This is a genomic window from Kitasatospora sp. NPDC004614 (genome assembly GCF_042873675.1).
Taxonomy (GTDB): domain Bacteria; phylum Actinomycetota; class Actinomycetes; order Streptomycetales; family Streptomycetaceae; genus Kitasatospora.
On sequence record NZ_JBIALR010000003.1, the window covers coordinates 1 to 23,143 of the forward strand.

General features: G+C 71.1%; 20 protein-coding genes. 5 read left to right on the plus strand and 15 right to left on the minus strand.

Translation table 11 applies throughout. The features are described from left to right. Positions 1 to 185: 185 nt before the first annotated feature. Complete coding sequence (locus ACFYST_RS09445; RefSeq protein ID WP_387861122.1) at positions 186 to 1,130, minus strand: hypothetical protein; 945 nt, start codon at positions 1,128 to 1,130, stop codon at positions 186 to 188. After that, positions 1,127 to 1,474: a PadR family transcriptional regulator gene (locus tag ACFYST_RS09450; RefSeq protein WP_387645929.1), complete on the minus strand. Its 348-nt coding sequence runs from the start codon at positions 1,472 to 1,474 to the stop codon at positions 1,127 to 1,129. Before ACFYST_RS09450 ends, ACFYST_RS09445 begins: the two co-directional genes overlap by 4 nt. Before the next feature lie 317 nt (positions 1,475 to 1,791). Between ACFYST_RS09450 and ACFYST_RS09455 the strand changes: the two genes are divergently transcribed. Further along, positions 1,792 to 2,766, plus strand: a complete 975-nt coding sequence (locus ACFYST_RS09455; RefSeq protein ID WP_387645932.1) for a serine protein kinase RIO — start codon at positions 1,792 to 1,794, stop codon at positions 2,764 to 2,766. Between the two features lie 4 nt (positions 2,767 to 2,770). Here ACFYST_RS09455 and ACFYST_RS09460 read toward each other — a convergent pair whose 3' ends face one another. Further along, the gene (locus ACFYST_RS09460; RefSeq protein ID WP_387861123.1) at positions 2,771 to 3,643 is read right to left on the minus strand and encodes an MBL fold metallo-hydrolase; all 873 of its coding nucleotides are present in this window, start codon (positions 3,641 to 3,643) and stop codon (positions 2,771 to 2,773) included. A gap of 199 nt (positions 3,644 to 3,842) precedes the next feature. Between ACFYST_RS09460 and ACFYST_RS09465 the strand changes: the two genes are divergently transcribed. Genes ACFYST_RS09465 through ACFYST_RS09475 form a run of 3 tightly spaced genes read left to right on the plus strand, consistent with a single transcriptional unit; the run spans position 3,843 to position 6,698 of the window. After that, entirely contained in the window at positions 3,843 to 5,675 is a 1,833-nt protein-coding gene (locus tag ACFYST_RS09465) for a protein kinase (RefSeq protein WP_387861125.1), read from the plus strand. A gap of 58 nt (positions 5,676 to 5,733) precedes the next feature. Next, entirely contained in the window at positions 5,734 to 6,288 is a 555-nt protein-coding gene (locus ACFYST_RS09470; RefSeq protein WP_387861126.1) for a hypothetical protein, read from the plus strand. 32 nt (positions 6,289 to 6,320) lie between these two features. Further along, positions 6,321 to 6,698: a DUF6924 domain-containing protein gene (locus tag ACFYST_RS09475; protein WP_387861560.1), complete on the plus strand. Its 378-nt coding sequence runs from the start codon at positions 6,321 to 6,323 to the stop codon at positions 6,696 to 6,698. A gap of 7 nt (positions 6,699 to 6,705) precedes the next feature. Here the strand turns inward: ACFYST_RS09475 and ACFYST_RS09480 are convergent, their stop codons facing one another. From ACFYST_RS09480 to ACFYST_RS09505, 6 genes are all read right to left on the minus strand, one after another. Next, positions 6,706 to 7,560, minus strand: coding sequence for an ABC transporter permease (locus ACFYST_RS09480; protein ID WP_387645939.1), 855 nt, complete (start codon positions 7,558 to 7,560; stop codon positions 6,706 to 6,708). After that, positions 7,557 to 10,286 carry an alpha/beta fold hydrolase gene (locus ACFYST_RS09485; protein ID WP_387861128.1) on the minus strand — a complete coding sequence of 910 codons (2,730 nt, stop codon included), beginning with the start codon at positions 10,284 to 10,286 and terminating at the stop codon, positions 7,557 to 7,559. Before ACFYST_RS09485 ends, ACFYST_RS09480 begins: the two co-directional genes overlap by 4 nt. 485 nt (positions 10,287 to 10,771) lie before the next feature. Continuing rightward, positions 10,772 to 11,233 carry a GNAT family N-acetyltransferase gene (locus tag ACFYST_RS09490; protein WP_387861129.1) on the minus strand — a complete coding sequence of 154 codons (462 nt, stop codon included), beginning with the start codon at positions 11,231 to 11,233 and terminating at the stop codon, positions 10,772 to 10,774. Position 11,234: 1 nt separating this feature from the next. Further along, positions 11,235 to 12,173 (minus strand): RluA family pseudouridine synthase, encoded by a 939-nt coding sequence (locus tag ACFYST_RS09495; RefSeq protein ID WP_387861130.1) that lies wholly within the window; start codon positions 12,171 to 12,173, stop codon positions 11,235 to 11,237. Between the two features lie 73 nt (positions 12,174 to 12,246). Beyond that, positions 12,247 to 12,936, minus strand: coding sequence for a signal peptidase II (gene lspA / locus ACFYST_RS09500; protein ID WP_387861561.1), 690 nt, complete (start codon positions 12,934 to 12,936; stop codon positions 12,247 to 12,249). A gap of 125 nt (positions 12,937 to 13,061) precedes the next feature. Further along, positions 13,062 to 13,562, minus strand: a complete 501-nt coding sequence (locus ACFYST_RS09505; RefSeq protein ID WP_387643818.1) for a TraR/DksA family transcriptional regulator — start codon at positions 13,560 to 13,562, stop codon at positions 13,062 to 13,064. A 586-nt stretch (positions 13,563 to 14,148) separates the two neighbouring features. Here ACFYST_RS09505 and ileS point away from each other — a divergent pair. Then, positions 14,149 to 17,280 carry an isoleucine--tRNA ligase gene (gene ileS, locus ACFYST_RS09510; RefSeq protein ID WP_387861132.1) on the plus strand — a complete coding sequence of 1,044 codons (3,132 nt, stop codon included), beginning with the start codon at positions 14,149 to 14,151 and terminating at the stop codon, positions 17,278 to 17,280. A 339-nt stretch (positions 17,281 to 17,619) separates the two neighbouring features. Here the strand turns inward: ileS and ACFYST_RS09515 are convergent, their stop codons facing one another. The 6 genes from ACFYST_RS09515 to ftsZ form a co-directional block, all read right to left on the minus strand. Continuing rightward, positions 17,620 to 18,957, minus strand: a complete 1,338-nt coding sequence (locus tag ACFYST_RS09515; RefSeq protein ID WP_387643813.1) for a DivIVA domain-containing protein — start codon at positions 18,955 to 18,957, stop codon at positions 17,620 to 17,622. A 46-nt stretch (positions 18,958 to 19,003) separates the two neighbouring features. Beyond that, entirely contained in the window at positions 19,004 to 19,294 is a 291-nt protein-coding gene (locus tag ACFYST_RS09520; protein WP_033216891.1) for a YggT family protein, read from the minus strand. 77 nt (positions 19,295 to 19,371) lie between these two features. Further along, positions 19,372 to 19,989: a cell division protein SepF gene (locus ACFYST_RS09525; RefSeq protein ID WP_387643811.1), complete on the minus strand. Its 618-nt coding sequence runs from the start codon at positions 19,987 to 19,989 to the stop codon at positions 19,372 to 19,374. A gap of 192 nt (positions 19,990 to 20,181) precedes the next feature. Further along, positions 20,182 to 20,970, minus strand: a complete 789-nt coding sequence (locus ACFYST_RS09530) for a YggS family pyridoxal phosphate-dependent enzyme (RefSeq protein WP_387861133.1) — start codon at positions 20,968 to 20,970, stop codon at positions 20,182 to 20,184. Continuing rightward, positions 20,967 to 21,701 carry a peptidoglycan editing factor PgeF gene (pgeF, locus tag ACFYST_RS09535; RefSeq protein ID WP_387643805.1) on the minus strand — a complete coding sequence of 245 codons (735 nt, stop codon included), beginning with the start codon at positions 21,699 to 21,701 and terminating at the stop codon, positions 20,967 to 20,969. The genes ACFYST_RS09530 and pgeF overlap by 4 nt, the downstream gene beginning before the upstream one ends. Next, the gene (gene ftsZ, locus ACFYST_RS09540; protein ID WP_387643802.1) at positions 21,698 to 22,915 is read right to left on the minus strand and encodes a cell division protein FtsZ; all 1,218 of its coding nucleotides are present in this window, start codon (positions 22,913 to 22,915) and stop codon (positions 21,698 to 21,700) included. Before ftsZ ends, pgeF begins: the two co-directional genes overlap by 4 nt. Positions 22,916 to 23,143: the final 228 nt, after the last annotated feature.

Consider the following 23,143-nt stretch of genomic DNA (forward strand, 5'->3'; position numbering starts at 1 on the left):
GGAGCGGCGTCCGGTGCGTGCTATCGGCGTGCCGGACGGAAGCCCTCGTACTGGATGTACTTGGGTTTTCGACCGGTGCGGCGAGAGTGCGTGCCGGGCGTCGCGACGGGGCGAAGGTTGCCCGACGCGGCACTAGGCCCCGCCGCCCTGGTCTCCAGGGACGGACGGGGCCTCTCAACTGCCGCTCAGGCCAAGGGATCCGGCGCCCCCGCCACGCCGGCCAGGCGGTTGCGGCGCCGGAGGCCGACGACAGTGGCGGCGGCCAGGAACACGAGGACCACGACAGTGTCGCGGAGCAGGTCGCGCGGCTCGGCGGGGGCGTTGCGGTAGAGCGGCGGGGGCACCATCGCCCCCCAGGGCAGGGCGGCCAGCGCCACGCCGGCAGCCCGCAGCCGGTCGGTGGCGGGGTCGGCGAGGTACAGCAGGTATGCGACGGCCAGGGCGACCGCCGGCCAGGCGGTGGACGTGTCGATCGGGGTCTGCATGATCGGCGGGAACAGGACGCTGGAGGAGTCCTTGCCCCAGGAGCCGAGCCACAGGACGGCAATGCCACTCATCGGCAGGGCGACGGCCGTCGCGGCGGCCACGACCCGATGACGGCCGCGCCGCGAAAGGTCCACCGCGTCCGGCGGGGCGAGAAGCACCAACGCGCCCACGACGGCCCAGACCCCGAGCAGGCTGGTGGCCCCGATGGACTCCGCGTCCTCACCGAACTGCGCTGCGACGACGGCGAGCAGGACGAGGACCCGGGCGGGGGCCCAACGGCCGAGCGCGGCACACAGCAGGGCGAGGACCCAGGGTGCGGCGTGAGCGACGTCCAGCGCGACCGGTGGCTGGTACGGCCCGCGCTCGAACAGCAGGGTCAGGAGCTGGACCGCACCCAGCGCCGCCCCACCGGCCACCAGGAACGGCGCCGCACCGGCGAGCACCCTGCCCGCCGGGTCGCGCGAGCTGAGCCGGGTGCGCAGCCGCAACGCGTGCGCGGCCAGGACGGCCCACTCGCGCACGGCGGTGCGGCGGTCGGCGCCCTGGACCGACTCGGCGAAGACGGCGACGATCTCCTCACCGTGCGCGGCCCGGTACCCGGCGGGGTAGAGGCGGCGCAGCAGCCCGACGAACAGGCGGCTCATGCCGTCCCCCCGCTCAGCCGCAACCCGCCGAGGGCGAGCCGCCGTTCGGCCTCGTCGGCCCCGGCGCGCAGCCGCCGCATCTCCCCGGTCAGGGTGTGCCGGCCCTGGTCGGTCAGGGCGAAGCTGCGGCGCAGCCGCCCGTTCACGACCTCCTCGCCCTCGACCTGGATGAGCCCTTGCTGGAGCAGCCGGTCCAGCGCCGTGTACAGGGTGCCGGTGAGCATCTTGGTCCGGCCGCCGGTGATCGCCAGGACTTCCTGGAGGATCGCGTATCCGTGCCGGGGTTCGTCGGCGAGCGCGGTGAGCACGAGCCTTGTCGGCTCGGGCAGTTGACGGTCTGTCATGCGGCCACCATAGGTCAACCATTTAGATATGTCGATGGTTTAGCTATTGCGCCCCAGCACGCCCGACCCCCGCCCTCCCCGGCCCTCGAAAAAACCATTTGCATCCACCGGCCCGCTGACTAAAGTGGTCCAAGTCCGCCCGCAAGCACTCATGCGCGGGTGGTGAGACGAGTGAGGAGGTGTGGCCAGGATGGTTGCCGCCGTGACGCGGCGCGCTTTCGCCTGCGCGCCATACGCCCCCTCCCCCCGTCTTCTCCCCACCGGCTGACAGCGCGTCACTCCGCGCCCCGGTGGGCCACTCCTCAGGAGCCACCGCAGTGCGCGAGCGCTTTGCCGACAGCGATTCCTTCTCCCGTATCCGCCCCAAGGGCACTTCCCGTCGCGGCCGCAAGGCCGACCGCTTCGACGACGCCGAGCCCGAGTACCTGTACTTCCCCTCCGAGGACTACGCCGAGTTCGACGGCTCCGAGGACGAGAACGAGAACCCCCCGGCCACCGACGGCCCCGCCGTGGGCGACCGCTGGTCCACCTGGGACCAGTCCACCCCCACCGAGAAGGGCCCGCAGCCCCGTCCCGACTGGGTGATCACCGAACTCGCGGCCGTCGACACCGAGTTCGGCATCGTGAAGACCGGCAAGGAGGCCGACGTCTTCCTGCTGGAGCGCAGCGTTCCGGGCACCGAGCGCCGCACCCTGATGGCGGCCAAGCGCTACCGCGATTCCCAGCACCGCATGTTCCACCGCGACTCGGGCTACCTGGAGGGCCGCCAGCACAAGGAGTCCCGGGTCAGCCGGGCGATGGCCAAGCGCACCGCCTTCGGCAAGGAGGCGATCGCCGGCCAGTGGGCGGCGGCCGAGTTCACGGCGCTGTGCCGCCTGTGGTCGGCGGGTGTCGCCGTGCCGTACCCGGTGCAGATCACCGGCACCGAGATCCTGATGGAGTTCGTCGGCGACGAGGCCGGCACGGCCGCCCCGCGGCTGGCCCAGCTGCGCGCCGAGGAGGCCGACATCGACGACCTCTGGGAGCAGCTGGGCCGCAGCCTCTCACTGCTGGCGTACGACGGCTACGCGCACGGCGACCTCTCGGCGTACAACATCCTGGTCCACCAGGGCCGCCTGGTGATCATCGACGTCCCGCAGATCGTGGACGTGGTGGCGAACCCGCGCGGCCTGTCCTTCCTGGAGCGGGACGTCCGCAATGTCGGCGCCTGGTTCATCTCCCGCGGCCTGCCGCCCGAGCGGGTGGAGGCCCTGGTGCAGTCGCTCGCGGACGACGCCCGCCTCCGCCGCTGACAACCTACTCGCTCGGCCAGAGGATGAACCGCGGCAGCGTGATCCGCCGCGGTTCTCCGCCGCACGCGGCATTCGCGCCGAGCGCCCCGCGGATCTCGTACAGGTGCGCCACGGTGAGCTCCAGCGGCGCCTCGTACGGCTGGTAGGTGTACCGGATCGGGTAGTCGAGGCCGGGCTCGACCGACATCTCGATGTGGCAGCCGAGCACGTGGGTGACGGGCCGCCGTTCGGCCAGCTCGATCATCCGGTCGATGCTGTGGCTGAACGCGGCCCAGTCCTGGATGTACAGGCGGCCGGGATACACGGTGTCGCCGGTGAGCAGGAATCCGCTCCACGGGTCGTAGAAGGTGACCGAGGCGGCGTGGTGCCCGGGAGTGGCCAGGCACTCCAGCACCCGCCCGCCGAGGTCGATCCGGGCGACTGCCTCCGGGTCGGCGTCGAAACCGAACCACGGCCAGGCGCTGTCCTTCCCGGCCGGCACCAGCTCCGTCCCCGGCCGGTCGGCGAACTGCCCGTCCCCGGCGACGTGGTCGCCGTGCGCGTGGGTGTGCACCACCAGCAGCCGGTAGTCCTCCCGGGGGTTGCGCGCCAGCCAGCCGTCGATCAGCTCGTCCACGGTCCGCCGCAGCGGCAGGTACTCGGCCTCGGCGGTGGCCCCGGTGTCGATCAGCACGGCCCGCTCGTTGCCGAACAGCAGGTACAGGAACGGCGCTTCGTAGTTGACGGCCATGTTCTGCCGCAGGATCACGGTGTGCTCGTCGTACGCGTACACCTGCAGGTCGGGGTCGGTGTTGTGCTTGGCCGACGGCGACCCGTGGTTCCAGCTGACGTCCAGCGGCCGCGTCTCGGGCCGTCCGGTGGTGAAGTCGATCGTCACTGCGGCATTCCTCCGTATCTTTCTTCCACGGCCCGTCACTTGACCGCACATCAGTAACAACGCTCCGCTCGAACAGACGTGCCCCGGCGGCGTGTAGAGTCGCCGCGCGAAGAGGGGCCGGGCCGACTTCCCATCGGACGTCCGGGCGGCCAGACTCTCTTGTTGACGGGTCGTACACCATGCTCGGGGGAAACGGGACATGTGGGGTCGGGGGACGGTGCTCGGGGGCCGCTACGCCCTCACCGAGCGGCTCGGCAGTGGTGCCATGGGCGAGGTCTGGCGCGCGGACGACCAGGTGCTGGGCCGCCAGGTCGCGGTGAAGATCGTGCTTCCGGCGCTGATGGAGGACGAGGTCTTCGCGGCCCGCTTCCGCCGCGAGGCGACAGTGCTGGCGTCGATGAACCACCGCGGCGTGGTGCACATCCACGACTACGGCGAGGACGCCACCGACCCGTCCGCGAAGATCGCGTACATCGTGATGGAACTGCTGACCGGCAAGCCGCTCGACCAGGCAAAGGGACGCGGCAGCTTCCCGCCGGACCGGGCGCTGGACATCGCCGCACAGATGCTGGACGCCCTGCACGCCGCGCACCAGCAGGGCATCGTGCACCGCGACATCAAGCCGTCCAACCTGATGATCGACCAGGACGGCCGGATCACCGTCACCGACTTCGGCATCGCCCGCACGCTCGCCGACACCCGGATCACCACCGCCCACGCGGTGATCGGCACCGCCCTGTACATGGCCCCGGAACGCGCCGAGGGCAAGGACGCCTCGGCCACCTCCGACCTGTACTCGGTCGGCGTGGTGCTGTACGAACTGCTCGCCGGGAAGCCGCCGTTCACCGGCGAGACCCCGCTCGAAGTGGTGCTCAAGCACGTCCGCGAACCGGCGCCGGAGCTGCCGGAGACGGTGCCCGCGCCGGTCCGCGCGGTGGTCGCGAAGTCCCTCGCCAAGGAACCCGGCGCCCGCTACCCGGACGCCGCCGCGATGGCCCTCGCCGCCCGCCAGGCGATGTCCACCCCGGCCGGCCTGGGCGCCGTCCTGGCCCTCGCCGGCCCGGACGAGGCCCCGCCCGCCGTCGCCGCCCCGGACACCACCACCGCGCCCCACCGCCCCGAACGCGCCGGCCGCCGCCGAATGGCCACCCTGGTCCTGCCGCTGGTGCTGGTCACCGGCGCCGGGGTGACCGCCCAGCAGCTCGAACTGCTGCCCTGGCAGCACCGCCCGGAGATCAGCGCCAACTCCCCCACCGGCCAAGCAACTTCCAACCCGACCGGCTCACCCTCCGGCCCCGCCCAGAACAGCCCGGAGCAGCAGCCCCAGCCCTCCGCCCCACCGTCCACCGACCCGTCCGGCAACCCCGCCCAGCCCGGCGGCGGCGCCCCCGACCAGGGCAACTCCGGCTCCAACAACGGCGGTTCCTCGAACAACAACAACGGCGGCACCCCCAACACCGGCGGCGGCTCGAACAACGGCACCGGCTCCAACACCGGCAGCGGTTCCAACAACGGCGGTGGCTCCAACAACGGCGGTGGCGGCGGTGGCGGCGGTTCCACCCCGGCCCAGCCCGCCCCCAACACCTCCAAGCCCGCCACCAACGGCCCGGCCTCCGGCTGCGGCGGCAGCGGCTGGGGCCGCCTGGTCAACGTCGGCACCGGCCAGGCCGCCGGCCTCGGCTCGGACGCCCTGACAGCCGGCGTTCCGGTGGTGTCCGGCCGCAACACCTCCTACGGCTGGATCAAGAGCACCGACGGCTCCGGCACCACCACCTTCGCCGCCTGCAAGAGCGACAGCGGCATCAAGCTCGGCGGCCGCTACGCCGGCAGCCCCAACATCGCCGAACTGGCCGGCTCCAGCTCCTACGGCGACATGACCAACTGGTCCGTCACCGACCCCGGCTCCGGCACCTTCCAGCTCAAGTTCGGCTACGGCGTACAGAGTTGCCTCACCGACAGCGGAACCGGCAGCACCCTCACCATCACCAACTGCTCGCCCGGCGACAGGTCCCAACTCTTCCGCTTCTCCTGACCCCCGACTCCGCCACACCACAACGGAGTTGTCACACCCCTCGGGAAGAGTGCCGGACATGGCCGAACAGTACGTCACCGCCTTCGCGGTGGACGCCGCGCTGCTGCTGCGCCTGCCCGGCTCGGGCGGGCCGGGGCTGCCGGGCGTCCCGCGCTCCGCGGCCCTCACCGAGCTGCTCTCCGGCCGCCTGCGTGCCGACGCGGACTCCCGCTACACCGCCCTGCTGCCCACCCTCGCGGGCACCCTCGGCACCCCACTCGGCGAGGCCGTCCTCACCGGCCGCCACTGGGACGAACTCACCGACGTCTTCCGCACCCTGCGCCTGCCCGCCCTCACTACCCTCTGGTCCCGCCGCTGGCCCTGGCCCGACGGCGCCACCGACGACTGGCCCTGGCCCTACCCCACCCTCACCCCGCAGGCCGCCCTCCCCGCCGTCCTGGCCGACCTCACCGCCCTCAGCCCCGACACCCTCCCCGCGCACTCCACCGCCAACCTCGACGACGAGGACCTCGAAGAGGCCGCCTGGTTCCTCACCCAACACCTCCCCACCTGGGCCTCGCACGCCCACACCCAGTCCCTCGACCTCCTTCTCCTGCGCGACGGCGCCCGGTGAACCCCCGGCTCCCCACCTGGAGCGAGACCTTGGTGGTGCGCACCGACTTCGCCGGCCCCGCGGCCTGGCAACGCCTGTGCGAGGCGATCGCCACTCCGACCGAGGAGGGCTTCCTCCCCTGCATGGCCCCGGTCGACGACCCCGCCCACAGCGGCCTGGCCATCGGCGACCTGACGGCCTGCCTGCCGCCGCACTACCGCCACCCGCTGCTCGTCGTCGCCGACCGGCGCACCCTCACCGACCCCGAACTCCCGCTGCTCGCCGCCTACTTGCGCGACCCGGCGGCCCCGACCGTCCGGGTGGCCGCCGCCGCCCTGTGGGGCATCGAGAACAACCTGTCAATCTCCAACATGGACTTCGTCGACTTCACCCGCTCCACCAGCCCCGACGGAGTCTTCCGCGGCTTCTGACTTCCCGTCACGACACCACGTCCTTCGTCGCGAACCCCCGGAACGCCAGCGCCAGCAGCACCACCGAGTACGACAGCGACAGCACCACGCCCTGCACCATCCCGCCCCACTCCAGCTGCGGCTGCAACGCGTCCGCCCACGCGTACTGCCAGTGCGCGGGGAACCACTCCCGCAGCGAGCCGAGCGCGGTGACGGCGTCCAGCACGCCGGTGATGATCGACGCGAACACCGCACCGCCCACCGCCCCCAGCGGAGCGTCCGTCGCGGTGGAGATCCAGAACGCCAGCGCGCCGACCACGATCTCGGCGAGGAACACGTACAGCACGGCGAGCGCCAGCCGCGGCAGCGCCTCGGTCGCGGACAGCGTCACCCCGGTCGGGAGCTTCAGGTCGCCCCACCCGTACGCGGCGGTCCCGACCACCAGGCCGACAGCCGGCAGCAGCACCACCGCCGCGGCCGAGAACACCATCGCCACGATGAACTTCCGCGCCAGCAGCCGGGCCCGCGGCACCGGCGCCGCCAGCAGGTAGCGCAGCGAGGACCAACTCGCCTCGGACGCCACGGTGTCACCGCAGAACAGCGCCACGGGGATCACCAGCAGGAACCCGGTGCCCATGAACAGCAGCGTGGTCGCGAAGTTCACGCCGGACGCGTTGGCCAGCTCGATGAACGTGGTGCGGTTCTCCCGCCCGGGCGGCCCCCCGATCTGAAAAGCCGCCAGCACGATGAACGGCAGCACCGCCAGGACCCCGCCGATCACCAGGGTGCGCCGCCGCCGCAACTGCCGCATCGCCTCGACCCGCAACGGCAGCGTCCGCCCCGGCCGGTACCCGGGGGCCGCCGTATCCATCACCGCACTCATGCCGCTCCTCCGATAAGGGACAGGAAGGCGTCCTCCAGCCGTCGCTGCGGACCGATGCCCGTCACCGGCACACCCAGGCGCACCAGTTCGGCGGTCAGCCGGCTCACCGGCAGACCGTCCAGCCGGACCAGCAACCCGCCGTCCGCCGCCTGCACCGACTCCACCCCGTCCAACGCGGCCAGCTTCTCGGCGACCGCAGCCGCCTCCCCGTACCCCTCCTCAACACTCACCAGCAACTGCTCGCCCGCACCGGTGATCTCCGAGGTCGGCCCGGCCGCCACCAGCCGGCCGCGCTCCATCACCACCAGGTGCGTGCAGGACTGCTCGACCTCGGCGAGCAGGTGACTGGAGACGATGACCGTCCGCCCGGCGGCGGCGTACCGGACCATCACCTCCCGCATCTCACGGATCTGCGGCGGGTCGAGACCATTGGTCGGCTCGTCCAGAATCAGCAGGTCAGGCAGACCCAACATGGCCTGCGCGATCGCCAGCCGCTGCCGCATGCCCTGCGAATACGTCCGCACCGCACGCTCCAGCGCCTCGCCGAGACCGGCGATCTCCAGCGCCTCCGCGAAGTGCGCGTCCTCGACGGGCCGCCCGGTCGCCGCCCAGTACGACTCCAGGTTGGCCCGCCCACTCAGGTGCGGCAGGAAACCCGCACCCTCGACGAACGCGCCGACCCGGGACAGCACCGGAGCACCCGGCCGGATCGCGTGCCCGAACACCCGGATCTCACCCTCATCGGGACGGATCAGACCCATCAGCATCCGCAGCGTGGTGGTCTTGCCCGCACCGTTCGGCCCGAGCAGACCGAGCACCTGCCCGGCCTCCACCCGGAACGACAACTCCCGTACCGCGTAACGGTCCACCGACCCCTTGTACTTCTTCGACAGCCCGGTGATCTGCAACGGCACCCCGGCCAGCGCCGGATCCGGCGCGGGCGCCGCCCCCCGCCGCCGACGCGCGAACACCAGCAGCGCACCGATCGCCAACGCCACCAACGGCAGCACCCACGTCCGGTCCGGCACCGGCGCGGCCTCGGTCCGCAACTGATCCACCGTCGGCACGCTCAACGGCCCGGCCGCCGACAGCGTGTACGTGGCGGCCTGCGCGGGCGAGGCGTACGCCAGGTCGGTGGACGCCAGCACCAGCCGCAACCGGTGCCCGGCCGGGAACTCGTGGTCCACGGCCGGCAGCGTCACCTGCACCGTCCGCCCACCCGCCGCATCCGCCCCGGTCACCCGCAGCGGGGCGACCAACTGCTGCGGCAACGACTGCTTCCCGTCCGGCGCGACGTCGTACACCTTCGCGAACAGCACCGCCTCCGGCACGTCCGCCGCCACCTGCACCGCCACCGTCGGCGCACCCGTCAGGTGCAACGCCCCATCCAGCGGCGCGGACTCGAACGACGCGAACTGACCGGGGAAATCGATCGACAGATCCGCCCCCACTGCGGACAGCTGGGACAACGCCCCGATCCCCGGCAACGTCGAAATGTTCGGCGGCGCGCCACCCGGCGGGTTCGCCACCTTCTGCTCCCGGCCCGTCAACTCCACACTGCGCTGCGCCGTCCCACCCAACCCGGGGTAGACATCGGCGTCCGCGCCGCGCAGCACCGCCTGAAAGCCCGTCGAATCGACGCCACCGGTACGCGTCACCCGAAACGCGGGCCCGGTCGACCCACCGCTCCCCTTCAACCAGTGATCGAACCAAGCCGTCACCCGAGCATCCGAGCGCGTGCTGCTCTCCTGCCCGCCGTCATGCCCCGCACCGAACCAGTCCACCGCCACCGGCGCCCCGTTCGCGGCCACCGCCTTCGCGATCCGGTCACCCTGGTCCAGCGGGAACAGCGAATCCTGCTGCCCCTGGATCACCAGCGTCGGCACCTTGATCCGATCCGCCACCGACGACGGACTCGACCGCTCCAACACCCGCACCGCGTCCGCATCCGGCCGCCCGGCCGCCGCCACCCGGTTGTACATCGCACACAACTCGTCCCGGAACCGCCCGCACCCCACCGGCCCCTGCACCTGTTGCTTCGGCCCGCCCTCACCCAGCCCCGACGCCGAGCCGGTCGTAAAGAAAATCCCCGCCCACAGCTTCTTGAAGACCCCGTCGGCAGCCGAACTCCCCTGCGCCGCCTGCGGAAACAGCGCATCCGCCAGATTCCACCAGGTGATCTGCGGCGCAATCGCATCAATCCGCTTGTCGTAACCGGCCGCCAACAGCGACACCGCCCCGCCGTACGACGCCCCCGTCACCCCGACCCGCGGATCCCCCTCCCCGTCCAACTGCACCTCGGGCCGCTGCGCCAACCAGTCCACCAGCCGCGACACATCCGCGACCTCACGCTCCGGATCGTTCAGCCCGATCTGCCCCGACGACTCCCCGAACCCCCGCGCCGACCACGTCAACACCGCATACCCGGCCCGAGCCAACTCCTCGGCCCGCGCCCGCTCCCCGTCCTTCGACCCACCAAACCCATGCGCCAACAAAATCGCCGGCCGCCGCCCCGCCCCACCCGACGTAAAGAACGACGTATCAATCCGAACGGCCCCACCCCCGTCCGGCACCTCCAAAAACCGATCCTCCCGATGCACCCCCACCGGAGCCCCCGCCCCCGCAACCGCCACCCCACCCCCCACCAGCAGAGCAACCCCCACCCCACCGGCCACCAACCCCCGCCGACGCATCCCCCACCTACGCCAAACCCCAACAAACCCCATAACCAGCGATCCTAACCACGCCCCAAGTAGGACCCCCGTTAACCCACCCCCACTCCACCCCCACCCCGCCCCTCCCCCCTGACAACCGCCCCTTCCCCGCAACCAAGTCACAGCCGGACAACCACCCCGCCCCCACACCACGCCCCTCACCCCTCCCCCACCGCCCCCACCACCCCCACCCACACCCCTCTCCCTCCCCCCTCCGCAGACGAGTCACGGGTGGGTGAGCGGGCGAACAACCCCAACCACCCCCCACCCGCACTACGCCCCCACCCACGCCCCTCTCCCTCCCCCCTACGCAGACGAGTCACGGCCGGGCGGGCGGGCAAAGAACCCCAACCACCCCCACCCGCACAGCACCCCTCGCACCCCGGCCCACCCCACCCCCGCCACCCCAAATGCGCCAAAAACAACGAGGGACCGCGGTCCACCCTCGACCGCAGCCCCTCATCACCTACCGAACCTACCGACCTACGACCTACGACCTACAGCACCCGCGTCATCGTCCGATGCGGAATCCCGGCATCGTCGTACTCGGGCCCCTCAGCCGCATACCCGAGCCGCTCGTAGAAGCCCAGCGCCTGCACCTGCGCGTGAAGCTCGAGCTCCTTCGCGCCGCGCTCCCGCCCCAACTCCTCAACGGCCCGCACCAGCCCAGCCCCCAAGCCGGTACCCCGAGCAGCCTGCACCACAGCAAGCCGCCCGAGCAGCACCCGGTCCTGGATCCCGCCGGTAAGGCCCAGCGCCTCCGCGCCGCAGATCAGCCGCGCAGTGCCCAGCGCAGCGCCGTCCTCCCCGACCGCCAGCACATGCACCGACGTCGCGTCGTATTCGTCGTACTCCAGCTCGGCAGGAATCTCCTGCTCCTCGACGAACACCGCCCGCCGCACCGCCCAAACCGCCGCGAGGTCGTCCTCCCCGACCGCGACCCGGATGACGACGGCCATCTCAGCTCTCCGCCGCGATGACGTCCAGCGCGTGCTGCAGGTCGTCGGGGTAGGCGGAGGTGAACTCGACCCAGCGCCCGTCCTCGGGGTGTTCGAAGCCGAGCGAGACGGCGTGCAGCCACTGCCGGGTCAGGCCGAGCCGCTTGGCGAGCGTCGGGTCCGCACCGTAGGTGAGGTCGCCGACGCAGGGGTGGCGCAGCGCGGACATGTGGACCCGGATCTGGTGGGTGCGGCCGGTCTCCAGCTTGATGTCGAGCAGGGAGGCGGCCCGGTACGCCTCGATCAGGTCGTAGTGCGTGACCGACGGCTTGCCGTCGCGGGTGACCGCCCACTTCCAGTCACTGCTGGGGTGCCGGCCGATCGGCGCGTCCACCGTGCCCGACATCGGGTCGGGGTGGCCCTGGACGAGCGCGTTGTACTTCTTCTCGGTGACCCGGTCGTGGAACTGCCGCTTCAGGTCGGTGTAGGCGCGCTCGGACTTGGCGACCACCATGATCCCGGAGGTGCCGACGTCGAGGCGGTGCACGACGCCCTGGCGCTCGGCGGCGCCGGAGGTGGAGATCCGGTAGCCGGCGGCGGCCAGGCCGCCGATGACGGTGGGGCCGGTCCAGCCGGGGCTGGGGTGCGCGGCGACGCCGACGGGCTTGTCGATGACGACGACATGATCATCATCATGAATGATCCGCATGCCTTCGACGGCCTCGGCGACGATCTGCACCGGCGCGGCGGGAACGGGGATCTCGACCTCCAGCCAGGATCCGGCGGTGACCCGGTCCGACTTCCCGGCGACCGCGCCATCCAGGGTGACCTTGCCCTCGGCGGCGAGCTCGGCGGCCTTGGTGCGGGAGAACCCGAACATCCGGGCCAGGGCGGCGTCCAGCCGCTCGCCCTCCAGGCCGTCGGGTACGGGGAGGCTACGGGTCTGCGCTGCGATACTCACCCACCCGAGTATGCCCGACCCGCACGGGCCCCTCTCCCGCCAGTGGGGCCCTCAACGCCCCGCAAGCCCGAAGTCAGGCCTTGGACTCCCCGTCCCCGCCCTCGCCCTCGGACTTCTCCGAGGGCGGCGCCCCGTGCGTGGTCCCGTCCGGGTTGGAGCCGCGGAACGACAGCAGCACCACCAGGATCCCGCCGCACACGATCGCCGAGTCCGCGAGGTTGAAGACCGCGAAGTGCTGGACCGAGATGAAGTCGACCACGTGGCCGCGGAACACCGACGGCGAGCGGAACAGCCGGTCGGTGAGGTTGCCGAACGCCCCGCCGAGCAGCAGGCCGAGGGCGATCGCCCAGGGCAGGCTGTACAGGCGGCGGGCGATCCGCCAGATCACCACGATGACGCCGGTGGCGATGGCGGTGAACAGCACGGTCAGCGCCTCGCCCATGCCGAACGCGGCGCCGCCGTTGCGGATCACCTGGAGGGTCATCCAGTCGCCGATCACCCGGATCGGCGCGGTGCGGTCCTCCAGGTTGGCGACGACCAGCAGCTTGGAGCCGAGGTCGATCAGATAAACGAGCAGCGCGACGACCAACAGCACGCTGATCCGACGCCGGCGAACCACCGCACGTGCCCCGTCGGCGGCAGTCGCGCCACCCTCGCCCCGGCGCTCCTCGGGCGCGGCGGAGCTCACCCGGTCACCCGCCCCGGTGGCAGAGGTGGGGACGGCGTCGTCCTGGGTCTGGTGGGAATCTGGCGTACTGATGATCCGCTCCGCTGCCGTGGGAAAAGCCGGTCGTCGTTACGGGGACGAGAGTACGACACCCGTAGGCCCGTTGGCCGCCCTGTACGACAATGTGCAGCGTGCGGGGCGGCCTAGGGTCGCGACGACGGTCAGCGGCGCTCCTGCTTCGCCTTGCAGCTGACGCAGAGGGTGGCGCGCGGGAAGGCCTGCAGTCGGGCCTTGCCGACCGGCTGGCCGCAGGACTCGCACAGGCCGAAGCCGGTGCCTTCGAGGCGGCCCAGCGCGCGTTCGGTCTGGGCGAGGCTGTCGCGCGCGTTGTTGGCGAGCGAGAGCTCGCTCTCCCGGTTGATGTTCTTGGTGCCGGCGTCGACCTGGTCGTCGCCCGCGCCGTCGTTGGAGTCCCGCATCAGGCCGGCGATGGCGGCCTCGGAGGCCTCGATCTCGGAGCGCAGCCGCAGCAGGTCGGCCGCCAGTTCGTCGTGCAGTTCGGCGACTTCGGCGGCCGTCCACGGCTCCTCCCCGGGCCGGACCGGCAGCTCGGCCGGGTCCACCGCCTCGGCGCCGCGCGCGCCGGAGCCGGCCGGTGCGTGGGTGCGGCTGCTGGCTGCGGTGTGTCCGGTGGTGCCGGTCTTTCGCCGCGCAGTACTCACGGTCCCCTCCCCTGGGTCGCTCGCCACGGCCTTGCGCGACCTCGCGGTCACGGTTCCTGTCGCCTTCTCAGCCATGGCTTTCGACCTCATTCACGAATGATCAGATGCGTCGGTTCCCGACGATCTTGCCGGTCCCGGAACGATAAACCTCATCGAATCGCCCCACAACGGGACATACCGAAGCGTTTCTGCGATCCCACTCGCCCAGCCTCCGCCTGTCCCGACGCTGCACAAGTTGTGCCCAGATCGCCTCCGGCTAACCACCCGGGACCCGGCTCACGGGTGCGCGAAACGGCTTGCGGGGGCCGATACACTGGGCCGTGCAAGGCGCAGATGGGACGAGTACCGACGTACGCAGCCATGAGCGACCCGGGGACGGTGCGAGCCCGGGGGCGTGCACGGCGGGAAGATCACCCCGGAGCCGCCGGAAGAACGGCCCAGTTCACAGGGCCTACTAGACCCGGCAGCAAACCCAAAGAGAGGGCCGCAGCGCGCGCGGTCAAGGAGGGTGGTACCGCGGGGCGGCTCGCCGTCTCGTCCCTCCGTCGGAGCCAGTCCACGCATCCGCCGGAGGTAGACGCACCCCATGTCGCCCACCTACAACACCGTGCCCGCGCAGGTCGACCTGCCTGTGCTCGAACACCAGATCCTTTCCTTCTGGCGTGACCAGAAGGTCTTCCAGCGCAGCCTGGAGCAGTCCGAGGGCCGCCCCGAGTGGGTGTTCTACGAGGGCCCGCCCACCGCCAACGGCATGCCGGGCGCCCACCACATCGAGGCCCGCGTCTTCAAGGACGTCTTCCCGCGCTACCGCACCATGAAGGGCTACCACGTGGCCCGCAAGGCCGGCTGGGACTGCCACGGCCTGCCGGTGGAGCTCGCGGTGGAGAAGGAGCTGGGCTTCTCCGGCAAGCCGGACATCGAGAAGTACGGCATCGCCGAGTTCAACGCCAAGTGCCGCGAGTCGGTCACCCAGTACACCGACGCGTTCGCCGAGCTCACCGAGCGGATGGGCTACTGGGTCGACATGGACCAGGCCTACCGCACCATGGACCCGTCCTACATCGAGTCGGTCTGGTGGTCGCTCCAGCAGATCTTCGACAAGGGCCTGCTGGTCCAGGACCACCGCGTCGCCCCGTGGTGCCCGCGCTGCGGCACCGGCCTCTCGGACCACGAGCTGGCCCAGGGCTACGAGACCGTGGTCGACCCGTCGGTGTTCGTGCGCTTCCCGCTCACCTCCGGCCCGCTGGCCGGCAACGCCGCCCTGCTGGTGTGGACCACCACCCCGTGGACCCTGGTCTCCAACACCGCCGCAGCCGTCCACCCGGAGGTGACCTACGTGGTCGCCACCGACGGCAACGAGCGCCTGGTGGTCGCCGAGCCGCTGGTCGCCAAGGCCCTCGGCGAAGGCTGGGAGACCACCGGCGAGTCCTTCACCGGTGCCGAGATGGAGCGCTGGGCCTACCAGCGCCCGTTCGAGCTGGTCGAGATCCCGGACGCCCACTACGTGCTGACGGCCGACTACGTCACCACCGAGGACGGCACCGGCATCGTCCACCAGTCGCCCGCCTTCGGCGCCGACGACCTCGCGACCTGCCGCCGCTACGGCCTGCCCGTGGTCAACCCGGTGGAGACCGACGGCACCTTCGCCGCGGACGTCCCGCTGGTCGGCGGCGTGTTCTTCAAGAAGGCCGACGAGACCCTGGTCGCCGACCTGAAGGCCCGCGACCTCCTGTTCCGTCACCTCCCGTACGAGCACAGCTACCCGCACTGCTGGCGCTGCCACACCGCGCTGCTGTACTACGCGCAGCCGTCCTGGTACATCCGGACCACCGCCGTCAAGGACGCGATGATCCGTGAGAACGAGGCCACCAACTGGTACCCGGAGACGGTCAAGCACGGCCGCTTCGGCGACTGGCTGAACAACAACATCGACTGGGCGCTGTCCCGCAACCGCTACTGGGGCACCCCGCTGCCGATCTGGCGCTGCGCGGACGACCACCTGACCTGTGTCGGCTCGCTCGCCCAGCTCTCCGAGCTGACCGGCACCGACCAGTCGGCCCTCGACCCGCACCGCCCGTTCATCGACGAGGTCACCTTCCCCTGCCCGCAGTGCTCCACCACCGCGGTCCGGGTGCCCGAGGTGATCGACGCCTGGTACGACTCGGGTTCCATGCCGTTCGCGCAGTACGGCTACCCGTACCGCAACAAGGAGCTGTTCGAGCAGCGCTACCCGGCGCAGTTCATCTCCGAGGCGATCGACCAGACCCGCGGCTGGTTCTACACGCTGATGGCCGTCGGCACCCTGGTGTTCGACAAGAACAGCTACGAGAACGTCGTCTGCCTGGGCCACATCCTGGCCGAGGACGGCCGGAAGATGTCCAAGCACCTGGGCAACATCCTCCAGCCGATCCCGCTGATGGACCAGCACGGCGCCGACGCGATCCGCTGGTTCATGGCCGCCGGCGGCTCCCCCTGGTCGGCCCGCCGGGTCGGCCACGGAACGATCCAGGAGGTGGTCCGCAAGACCCTCCTCACCTACTGGAACACCGTCGCCTTCCAGGCCCTGTACGCCCGCACCGCCGGCTGGGCCCCCTCGGCCAACGACCCGTCCGCCGCCGAGCGCCCGCAGCTCGACCGCTGGGTGCTGTCCGAACTGCACACCCTGGTGCGCGAGGTGGACGCCTCCTACGAGGCGTACGACACCCAGCGGGCCGGCAAGCTGCTGTCCGGCTTCGTCGACGACCTCTCCAACTGGTACGTCCGCCGCGGCCGCCGCCGCTTCTGGCAGGGCGACGCCGCCGCGCTCGCCACCCTGCACGAGGCGCTGGAGACCGTCACCCGCCTGATGGCCCCGCTGACCCCGTTCATCACCGAGCGGGTCTGGCAGGACCTGGTCGTCCCGGTCACCCCGGATGCCCCGCTCTCCGTCCACCTCAGCAGCTGGCCGGTCGCCGACGAGACGCTCATCGACACCGAGCTCTCCAAGCACATGGCACTGGTCCGCCGCCTGGTCGAACTCGGCCGCGCCACCCGCGCCGAGAGCGGCGTCAAGACGCGTCAGCCGCTGTCCCGCGCGCTGATCGCCGCCCAGGGCTGGGAGGAACTCCCCGCCGACCTGCGCGCCCAGATCGCCGAAGAGCTCAACGTCTCCGTCCTGGAGTCCCTCGCTGCGGTCGGCGGCTCCCTCGTCGACACCTCCGCCAAGGCCAACTTCCGTGCCCTCGGCAAGCGTTTCGGCAAGGGCGTCCAGGACGTCGCCAAGGCCGTCGCCGCGGCCGACGCCGCCCGCCTCGCCGCGGAGCTGCGCGCCACTGGCGAGACCTCGGTCGAACTGAACGGCGAGACGGTGGCCCTCTCCCCCGACGAGGTCATCATCACCGAGACCCCGCGCGAGGGTTGGGCCGTCGCCAACGAGTCCGGCGCGACCGTCGCCCTCGACCTGGCGATCACCCCCGAGCTCAAGCGCCTCGGCGTGGTCCGCGACGCGATCCGCCAGATCCAGGAGGCCCGCAAGAACTCCGGCCTGGACGTCGCCGACCGCATCCACCTCCAGCTCGCCACCACCGACGAGGACACCCTCGCCGCGCTGACCGAGCACCAGTCCCTGGTCGCCGCCGAGGTCCTGGCCGAGTCCCTCGGCCTCACCATCACCGACCCCGACGCCCCCCGCTTCTCCGACGAGAGCCTCTCGCTGGAGTTCACGCTGCGACGGGCCTAACGGTCAGGGGCGCGTGGAACTGCGCGAAGCGGAAGGCCCCAACCGCAAGATCGCGACGCGAGCAATGACTTGCACGTGATCGCGACCTTGCGGACGGGCCTGCGCTCGGCGCGCAGTTCCGCCCCTCGGCTTCGCCTGGGGGTACCCCCAGCGCCCCTTCTCACACCCACCCGCTCGCGCGAGCAACCTCGCACGAACCGCAAGATCCGCCCGAGGACCGAACTCCCGTCCCCGGGCGGATCTCTGTGCGCCCGACCCACCGACTCCACGCGCAAACGCGAAGGGCGCCCCCGGCCGTCGTGGCCAAGGGCGCCCTTTCGATTACGCGTTGCGGGACCGCTAGTTGTCGCCGTCCTCGTCGATCAGGAACCCTCGCATCGGAGCGGGAGCCTGCTGCATCGGCTGCGGAGGCTGCGGCCGCACGGCCGCCATCGGCTGGGTCATGCCCGCCGGCGCCATCGCCCCGTTGGAGCTCGCGGAGGCGCCACCGAACGACGGGGTGCCGGCCGAGCTGCCGAAGGAGCTGCCACCGAAGGACTGGTTGCCGCCGAAGGACGGGGTGGACCCGAACGACGGTGCCGAGGAGGACATCGCGCCGGCACCGGCGGGCGCCATCGACGACGCGGCCGGCGGCAGCGACGCGGTGGCGGGGATCCGCGGCGGGGCGAGCGAGTCGTCCGCCTGCGACTCCAGCTGACGCAGCTGGGTCTCCAGGTAGGACTTCAGTCGCGTGCGGTACTCGCGCTCGAAGGCACGCAGGTCCTCGACCTTGCGCTCCAGCGTGGCGCGGGCGGACTCCAGCGAGCCCATCGCGACGCGGTGCTTCTCCTGCGCGTCCCGCTCCAGCGCGTCAGCCTTGGCACGGGCGTCGCGCTCCAGACCCTCGGCGCGGCTGCGGGCCTCGCCGACAATCTTGTTGGCCTCGGAACGGGCCTCGGAGATGGCCTGGTCGGCAGTCTGCTGGGCGAGCGCGAGCACCCGGGCGGCGCTGTCGCCACCGGGACCCTGCTGCTGCTGCATCGGGTTGCCCATCGGGCCACCCATCGGCTGCAGCTGCTGGCCACCCATCGGCTGGAGCTGCTGCCCACCGAGCTGCTGCCCGCCGAGCTGCTGCCCGCCCATGGTCTGACCCATCTGCTGCTGCATCGGGTTGCCCATCGGCTGCAGCATCTGACCGCCCATCGGCTGGACCAGCTGCTGCTGGCCGCCCATGGTCTGGCCCATCTGCTGCTGCTGCATCGGGTTGCCCATCGGACCGCCCATCGGGCCGCCCTGACCGGCAGGCAGCTGCGGCGCGCCGGACGGCAGGCCGAGCGGCTGGTTGCCCATCCCCTGCTGGGGGCCGGCGAGCTGCTGCGGGCCACCGAGCTGCTGCGGACCGGGGCCCTGCTGCTGGCCGGGCACCGGGGGGCCGGATATGGCGGCGGGCACGGGAGCGCCGGGGCGTCCGCCGTCCTGCGGAGCCTGCTGCTCCTTGCGCATGTTCGCCTGGTTCTGCGCGGCAGCACGGGTGGCGGCCGCCAGCTTGGCGCGCAGGTCCTCGTTCTCGCGCAGCAGGCGGGTCAGCTCGGCTTCGACCTCGTCGAGGAAGGCATCGACCTCGTCCTCGTCATAGCCTTCGCGCAGCCGGACGGTCGTGAACTGCTTGTTCCGAACGTCCTCGGGGGTCAATGGCATCTCTTCACCTCAACGTGATCGTCGGACCGGCATCCTGTCGCATCGTTCAGAACGACAGGCGCTGCACGAGCGAGATCAGGACATACACAATGATCATCAGTACGAAGAAGGACAGGTCGAGCGCCACGCCCCCGAGACGCAACGGCGGGATGAATCGCCGAAGAAGCTTGAGTGGCGGATCCGTGACAGTGTACGTGGCCTCCAGCACCACGACCATGGCCTTCCCAGGACGCCACGATCGAGCGAACTGGAACACCCAGTCCATCACCAGCCTGAAGAGCAGGATCAACAGGAACACGGTCAGCACCCAATAGAGCACCGAACCGAAGATCCCCATCACTTCTCCCTCTCCCTGACCGGCAGTCCGTCAGTGACGCACTGTCAAACTGATCCACACAGAAAGTCGTGGCCGGGTCAGCTCTGGTTGAAGAACCCACCCTCGGCGATCCGAGCCTTGTCCTCCGCCGTGACATCGACGTTAGCAGGCGACAGGAGGAACACCTTCTGTGTCACGCGCTCGATACTGCCGTGCAGACCGAAGACCAGTCCAGCCGCGAAGTCTACGAGCCGCTTGGCATCCGTGTCGTCCATCTCGGTCAAATTCATGATCACGGGCGTGCCGCCACGGAACTGCTCCCCGATCGTACGGGCCTCGTTGTAGGTCCGGGGGTGCAGCGTGGTGATGCGGTAGGGCTCTCGTTCGTTGACGACCTTGGGCATGATCACCGGGGTGCTCTTCTCCAGGTTGCGGTGGCGCTCGGATGTGATGGACGACACGGGAGCCATGCGCGGCTGCTCCTGACGGATCGGCACCGCGGCGGGCACCGGCTGGGGCGCGATCTGGGCCACGGGCGCCGGCTGCGCGGCGGCCGCCGCGGCGGGGGCCGCGGCCCGCAGGTCCTCGGTGCGACCGGTGCGGATCGGCTCCGGGTCCGTGTCGTAGTCGTCGTCGGGGTCGTACCCCTGGCTGTCGTAGGTCTCGTCCTCGACCAGGCCGAGATAGACCGCCATTTTGCGCATCGCGCCGGCCATGCTGCTGTCTCCTCCGCTCATGCGCCCACCGTTCACCTGCGGACGCCGTGATGGTCACGGCCGGTCAGGCCGACGGTCCGTCAGACCGCGGAGGTGTGCGCTCGGATGCGATCCACGGTTGCCCAGCAGACTGATCATCTGCTAGGTTCTGTCCTATTTTGTCCTGCAGTCTGATCTACTTACTCGGTGACGTTACCCGAGCGGTGACCGCACTCCGAGTACCGCCGTACCGACGCGTACATGTGTCGCTCCGGCGGCGATCGCCTGCTCCAAATCTCCGCTCATCCCTGCCGAAACCATCGTGGCAGTCGGATGCTCGGCGCGTACGGCGCTTGCGATTTCCGCAAGGCGCGCGAAGGAGCGCGCGGGGTCGCCCGCCAAGGGGCCCGCGAGCGGTGCGACCGTCATCACACCGTCCATTCGCAGCCCGGGCGTGTCGGCGATCTTCCCGGCCAGCGCGAGCACGTCGGCGGGCGCCACGCCCGCACGGTGCTCGCCCTCGCCCGACTCCTTGTCAAGAGCGACCTGCACCAGGCAGCCCAGCGGCGGCCGTTCGACGTTGCGGACGGCCGCGGCGAGCGAGTCGACCAGACGGTCCCGGTCCACCGAATGCACCAGATCGGCGTAACGGACCACCGAACGGGCCTTGTTGGTCTGCAGCTGGCCGACGAAGTGCCAGGTCAACGGGAGGTTGACGCAGCGTTCGGCCTTCGGGGCGGCGTCCTGGTCGCGGTTCTCCGCAACGTCGGTGACGCCGAGTCCGGCGAGCAGCGCGGTGTCCTCGGCAGGGTAGGTCTTGGTCACCACGATCAGGGTGACCTCCTCGCGCGGGCGCCCGGCCGCGGCACAGGCGTCGGCGATCCGCCGCTCGACCACGTCGAGGTTGGCACCGAGTTGGTCGAAGCGGTCGCGCTGAGCGTCCGTCAGGGCGGCCGCGAAGTCGGCGCCACCGGGGAACGGACCGAAGATGTCGTTCGTCATGAGAGTGCAGGCCCCAGCCAGACGTAGCTTGCGAGTCGGCCGGTCCGCTGCTCCCGACGGTAGGAGTAGTGGTCCGGGGATTCCATGGTGCAGACAGAAGATCGCACCACATCGCGCACGCCCGCCTCGGCGAGTTGGGCGGCGACGCCGGCCGGCACGTCCAGGGCGGGAGTGCCCCAGGAGGTTTCCGACCGGGCGGCCGGGACGAGCGCGGCCACCTCGGCGCGCATCGCCTCCGGCACTTCGTAGCAACGGCCACACACGGCGGGGCCGGTGGCGGCGAGGATCCGCTCGGGGCGGGCCCCGAGTTCACGCATCGCGGCGACCACCGCGGGGACGACCCCCGCCGCCAGGCCCGGTCGCCCGGCGTGCGCCGCGCCGGTCACGCCGGCCTCGGGGTCGGCCAGCAGCACCGGCACGCAGTCGGCGGTGAGCACCGCGAGGGCCAGCGGACGGTCGGTGACCACCGCGTCCACCGTCGGGGCGTACCCGGCGGGCTGGCGGTCCGTCACCACCGCGACGTCGGCGCCGTGCACCTGGTTCATCCAGACCACATCGGCCGGATCCAGTCCCAGTTCGCGGGCTGCGAAGAAACGGTTCTGCACTACGGCTTCGGGCGAGTCGCCCACCGCACCGCCGAGGTTGAGCTCCCCGTACGGCGCGGTGCTCACCCCGCCCCACCGGGTGGTGGAGGCGAAGTGAGCACCGTTGCGAAAGGCCGCTTGGATCACTTCAGGAAGTCCGGCACGTCGAGCTCCTCGGCGGGGCTCTCGACGTACGGCTGGCGCACCGGCTGCACCTGCGGCGGCACCGGCGCGGCGGTGGTCACCGGCACCGGGGCCTCGGACGGACGGGTCGGCTCGTCGGAGCGGGTGACCGAACCGATCGAACCGTAGGACGGGCGGGTGGCCGGACGCTCCGGGGCGGCCGGGGAGCTGCTGCTCGACGCTGAGCTGGAGGCCGACTTGACCACCGGCTCGCGGACGATGGCCGGCGGCTGCCCGCCGTCGAAGCCTGCCGCGATCACGGTGACCCGGACCTCGTCGCCGAGCGCGTCGTCGATGACCGCACCGAAGATGATGTTCGCCTCGGGGTGGGCGGCCTCGCTGACCAGCTGGGCCGCCTCGTTGATCTCGAACAGGCCGAGGTCGGAGCCGCCGGAGATGGACAGCAGCACACCGCGGGCGCCGTCGATCGAGGCCTCCAGCAGCGGCGAGGAGATCGCCATCACGGCGGCGGCCTTGGCACGGTCCTCGCCGCGCGCCGAGCCGATCCCCATCAGCGCCGAACCGGCGTCCGACATCACCGACTTGACGTCGGCAAAGTCCAGGTTGATCAGACCCGGGGTGGTGATCAGGTCGGTGATGCCCTGGACACCGGAGAGCAGCACCTGGTCGGCGGAGCGGAACGCGTCCAGCACCGAGACCTGGCGGTCGGAGATCGACAGCAGCCGGTCGTTGGGGATCACGATCAGGGTGTCGACCTGCTCGCGCAGCGAGGCGATGCCGTCCTCGGCCTGGTTGGCGCGACGGCGGCCCTCGAAGGTGAACGGGCGGGTGACCACACCGATGGTCAGCGCGCCGAGCGAGCGGGCGATGTTGGCCACCACGGGCGCGCCGCCGGTGCCGGTGCCGCCGCCCTCGCCGGCCGTCACGAAGACCATGTCGGCCCCCTTGAGGACCTCCTCGATCTCCTCGCGGTGGTCCTCCGCGGCCTTCCGGCCGACCTCCGGGTTGGCGCCGGCGCCGAGGCCGCGGGTGAGCTCACGGCCGACGTCGAGCTTCACGTCGGCGTCGCTCATCAGGAGGGCCTGCGCATCGGTGTTGATCGCGATGAACTCGACGCCCTTGAGCCCGACCTCGATCATCCGGTTGATGGCGTTGACGCCTCCGCCACCGATGCCGACGACCTTGATGACCGCGAGGTAATTCTGGGGTGCTGCCACGTCGGGGCCTCTCGCCTCGAATTTCCGGGTCGGCTCCCCTGGATACGAAGGCCGACGGATGTCGATGGGTGGGAAGCACGTGGTTCCAACCCGAACCCTAAACTTGAGGTTGAGGGTTATCGCTGTGCCGGTGTCAGTTCGTTGTCAAGCACAGCTCGTTGACACAGGACAGTAGGTCGCAACCAACGCGTGTTCCAACGAACACGCCGAGCTTCCCTTTTTCTTTTG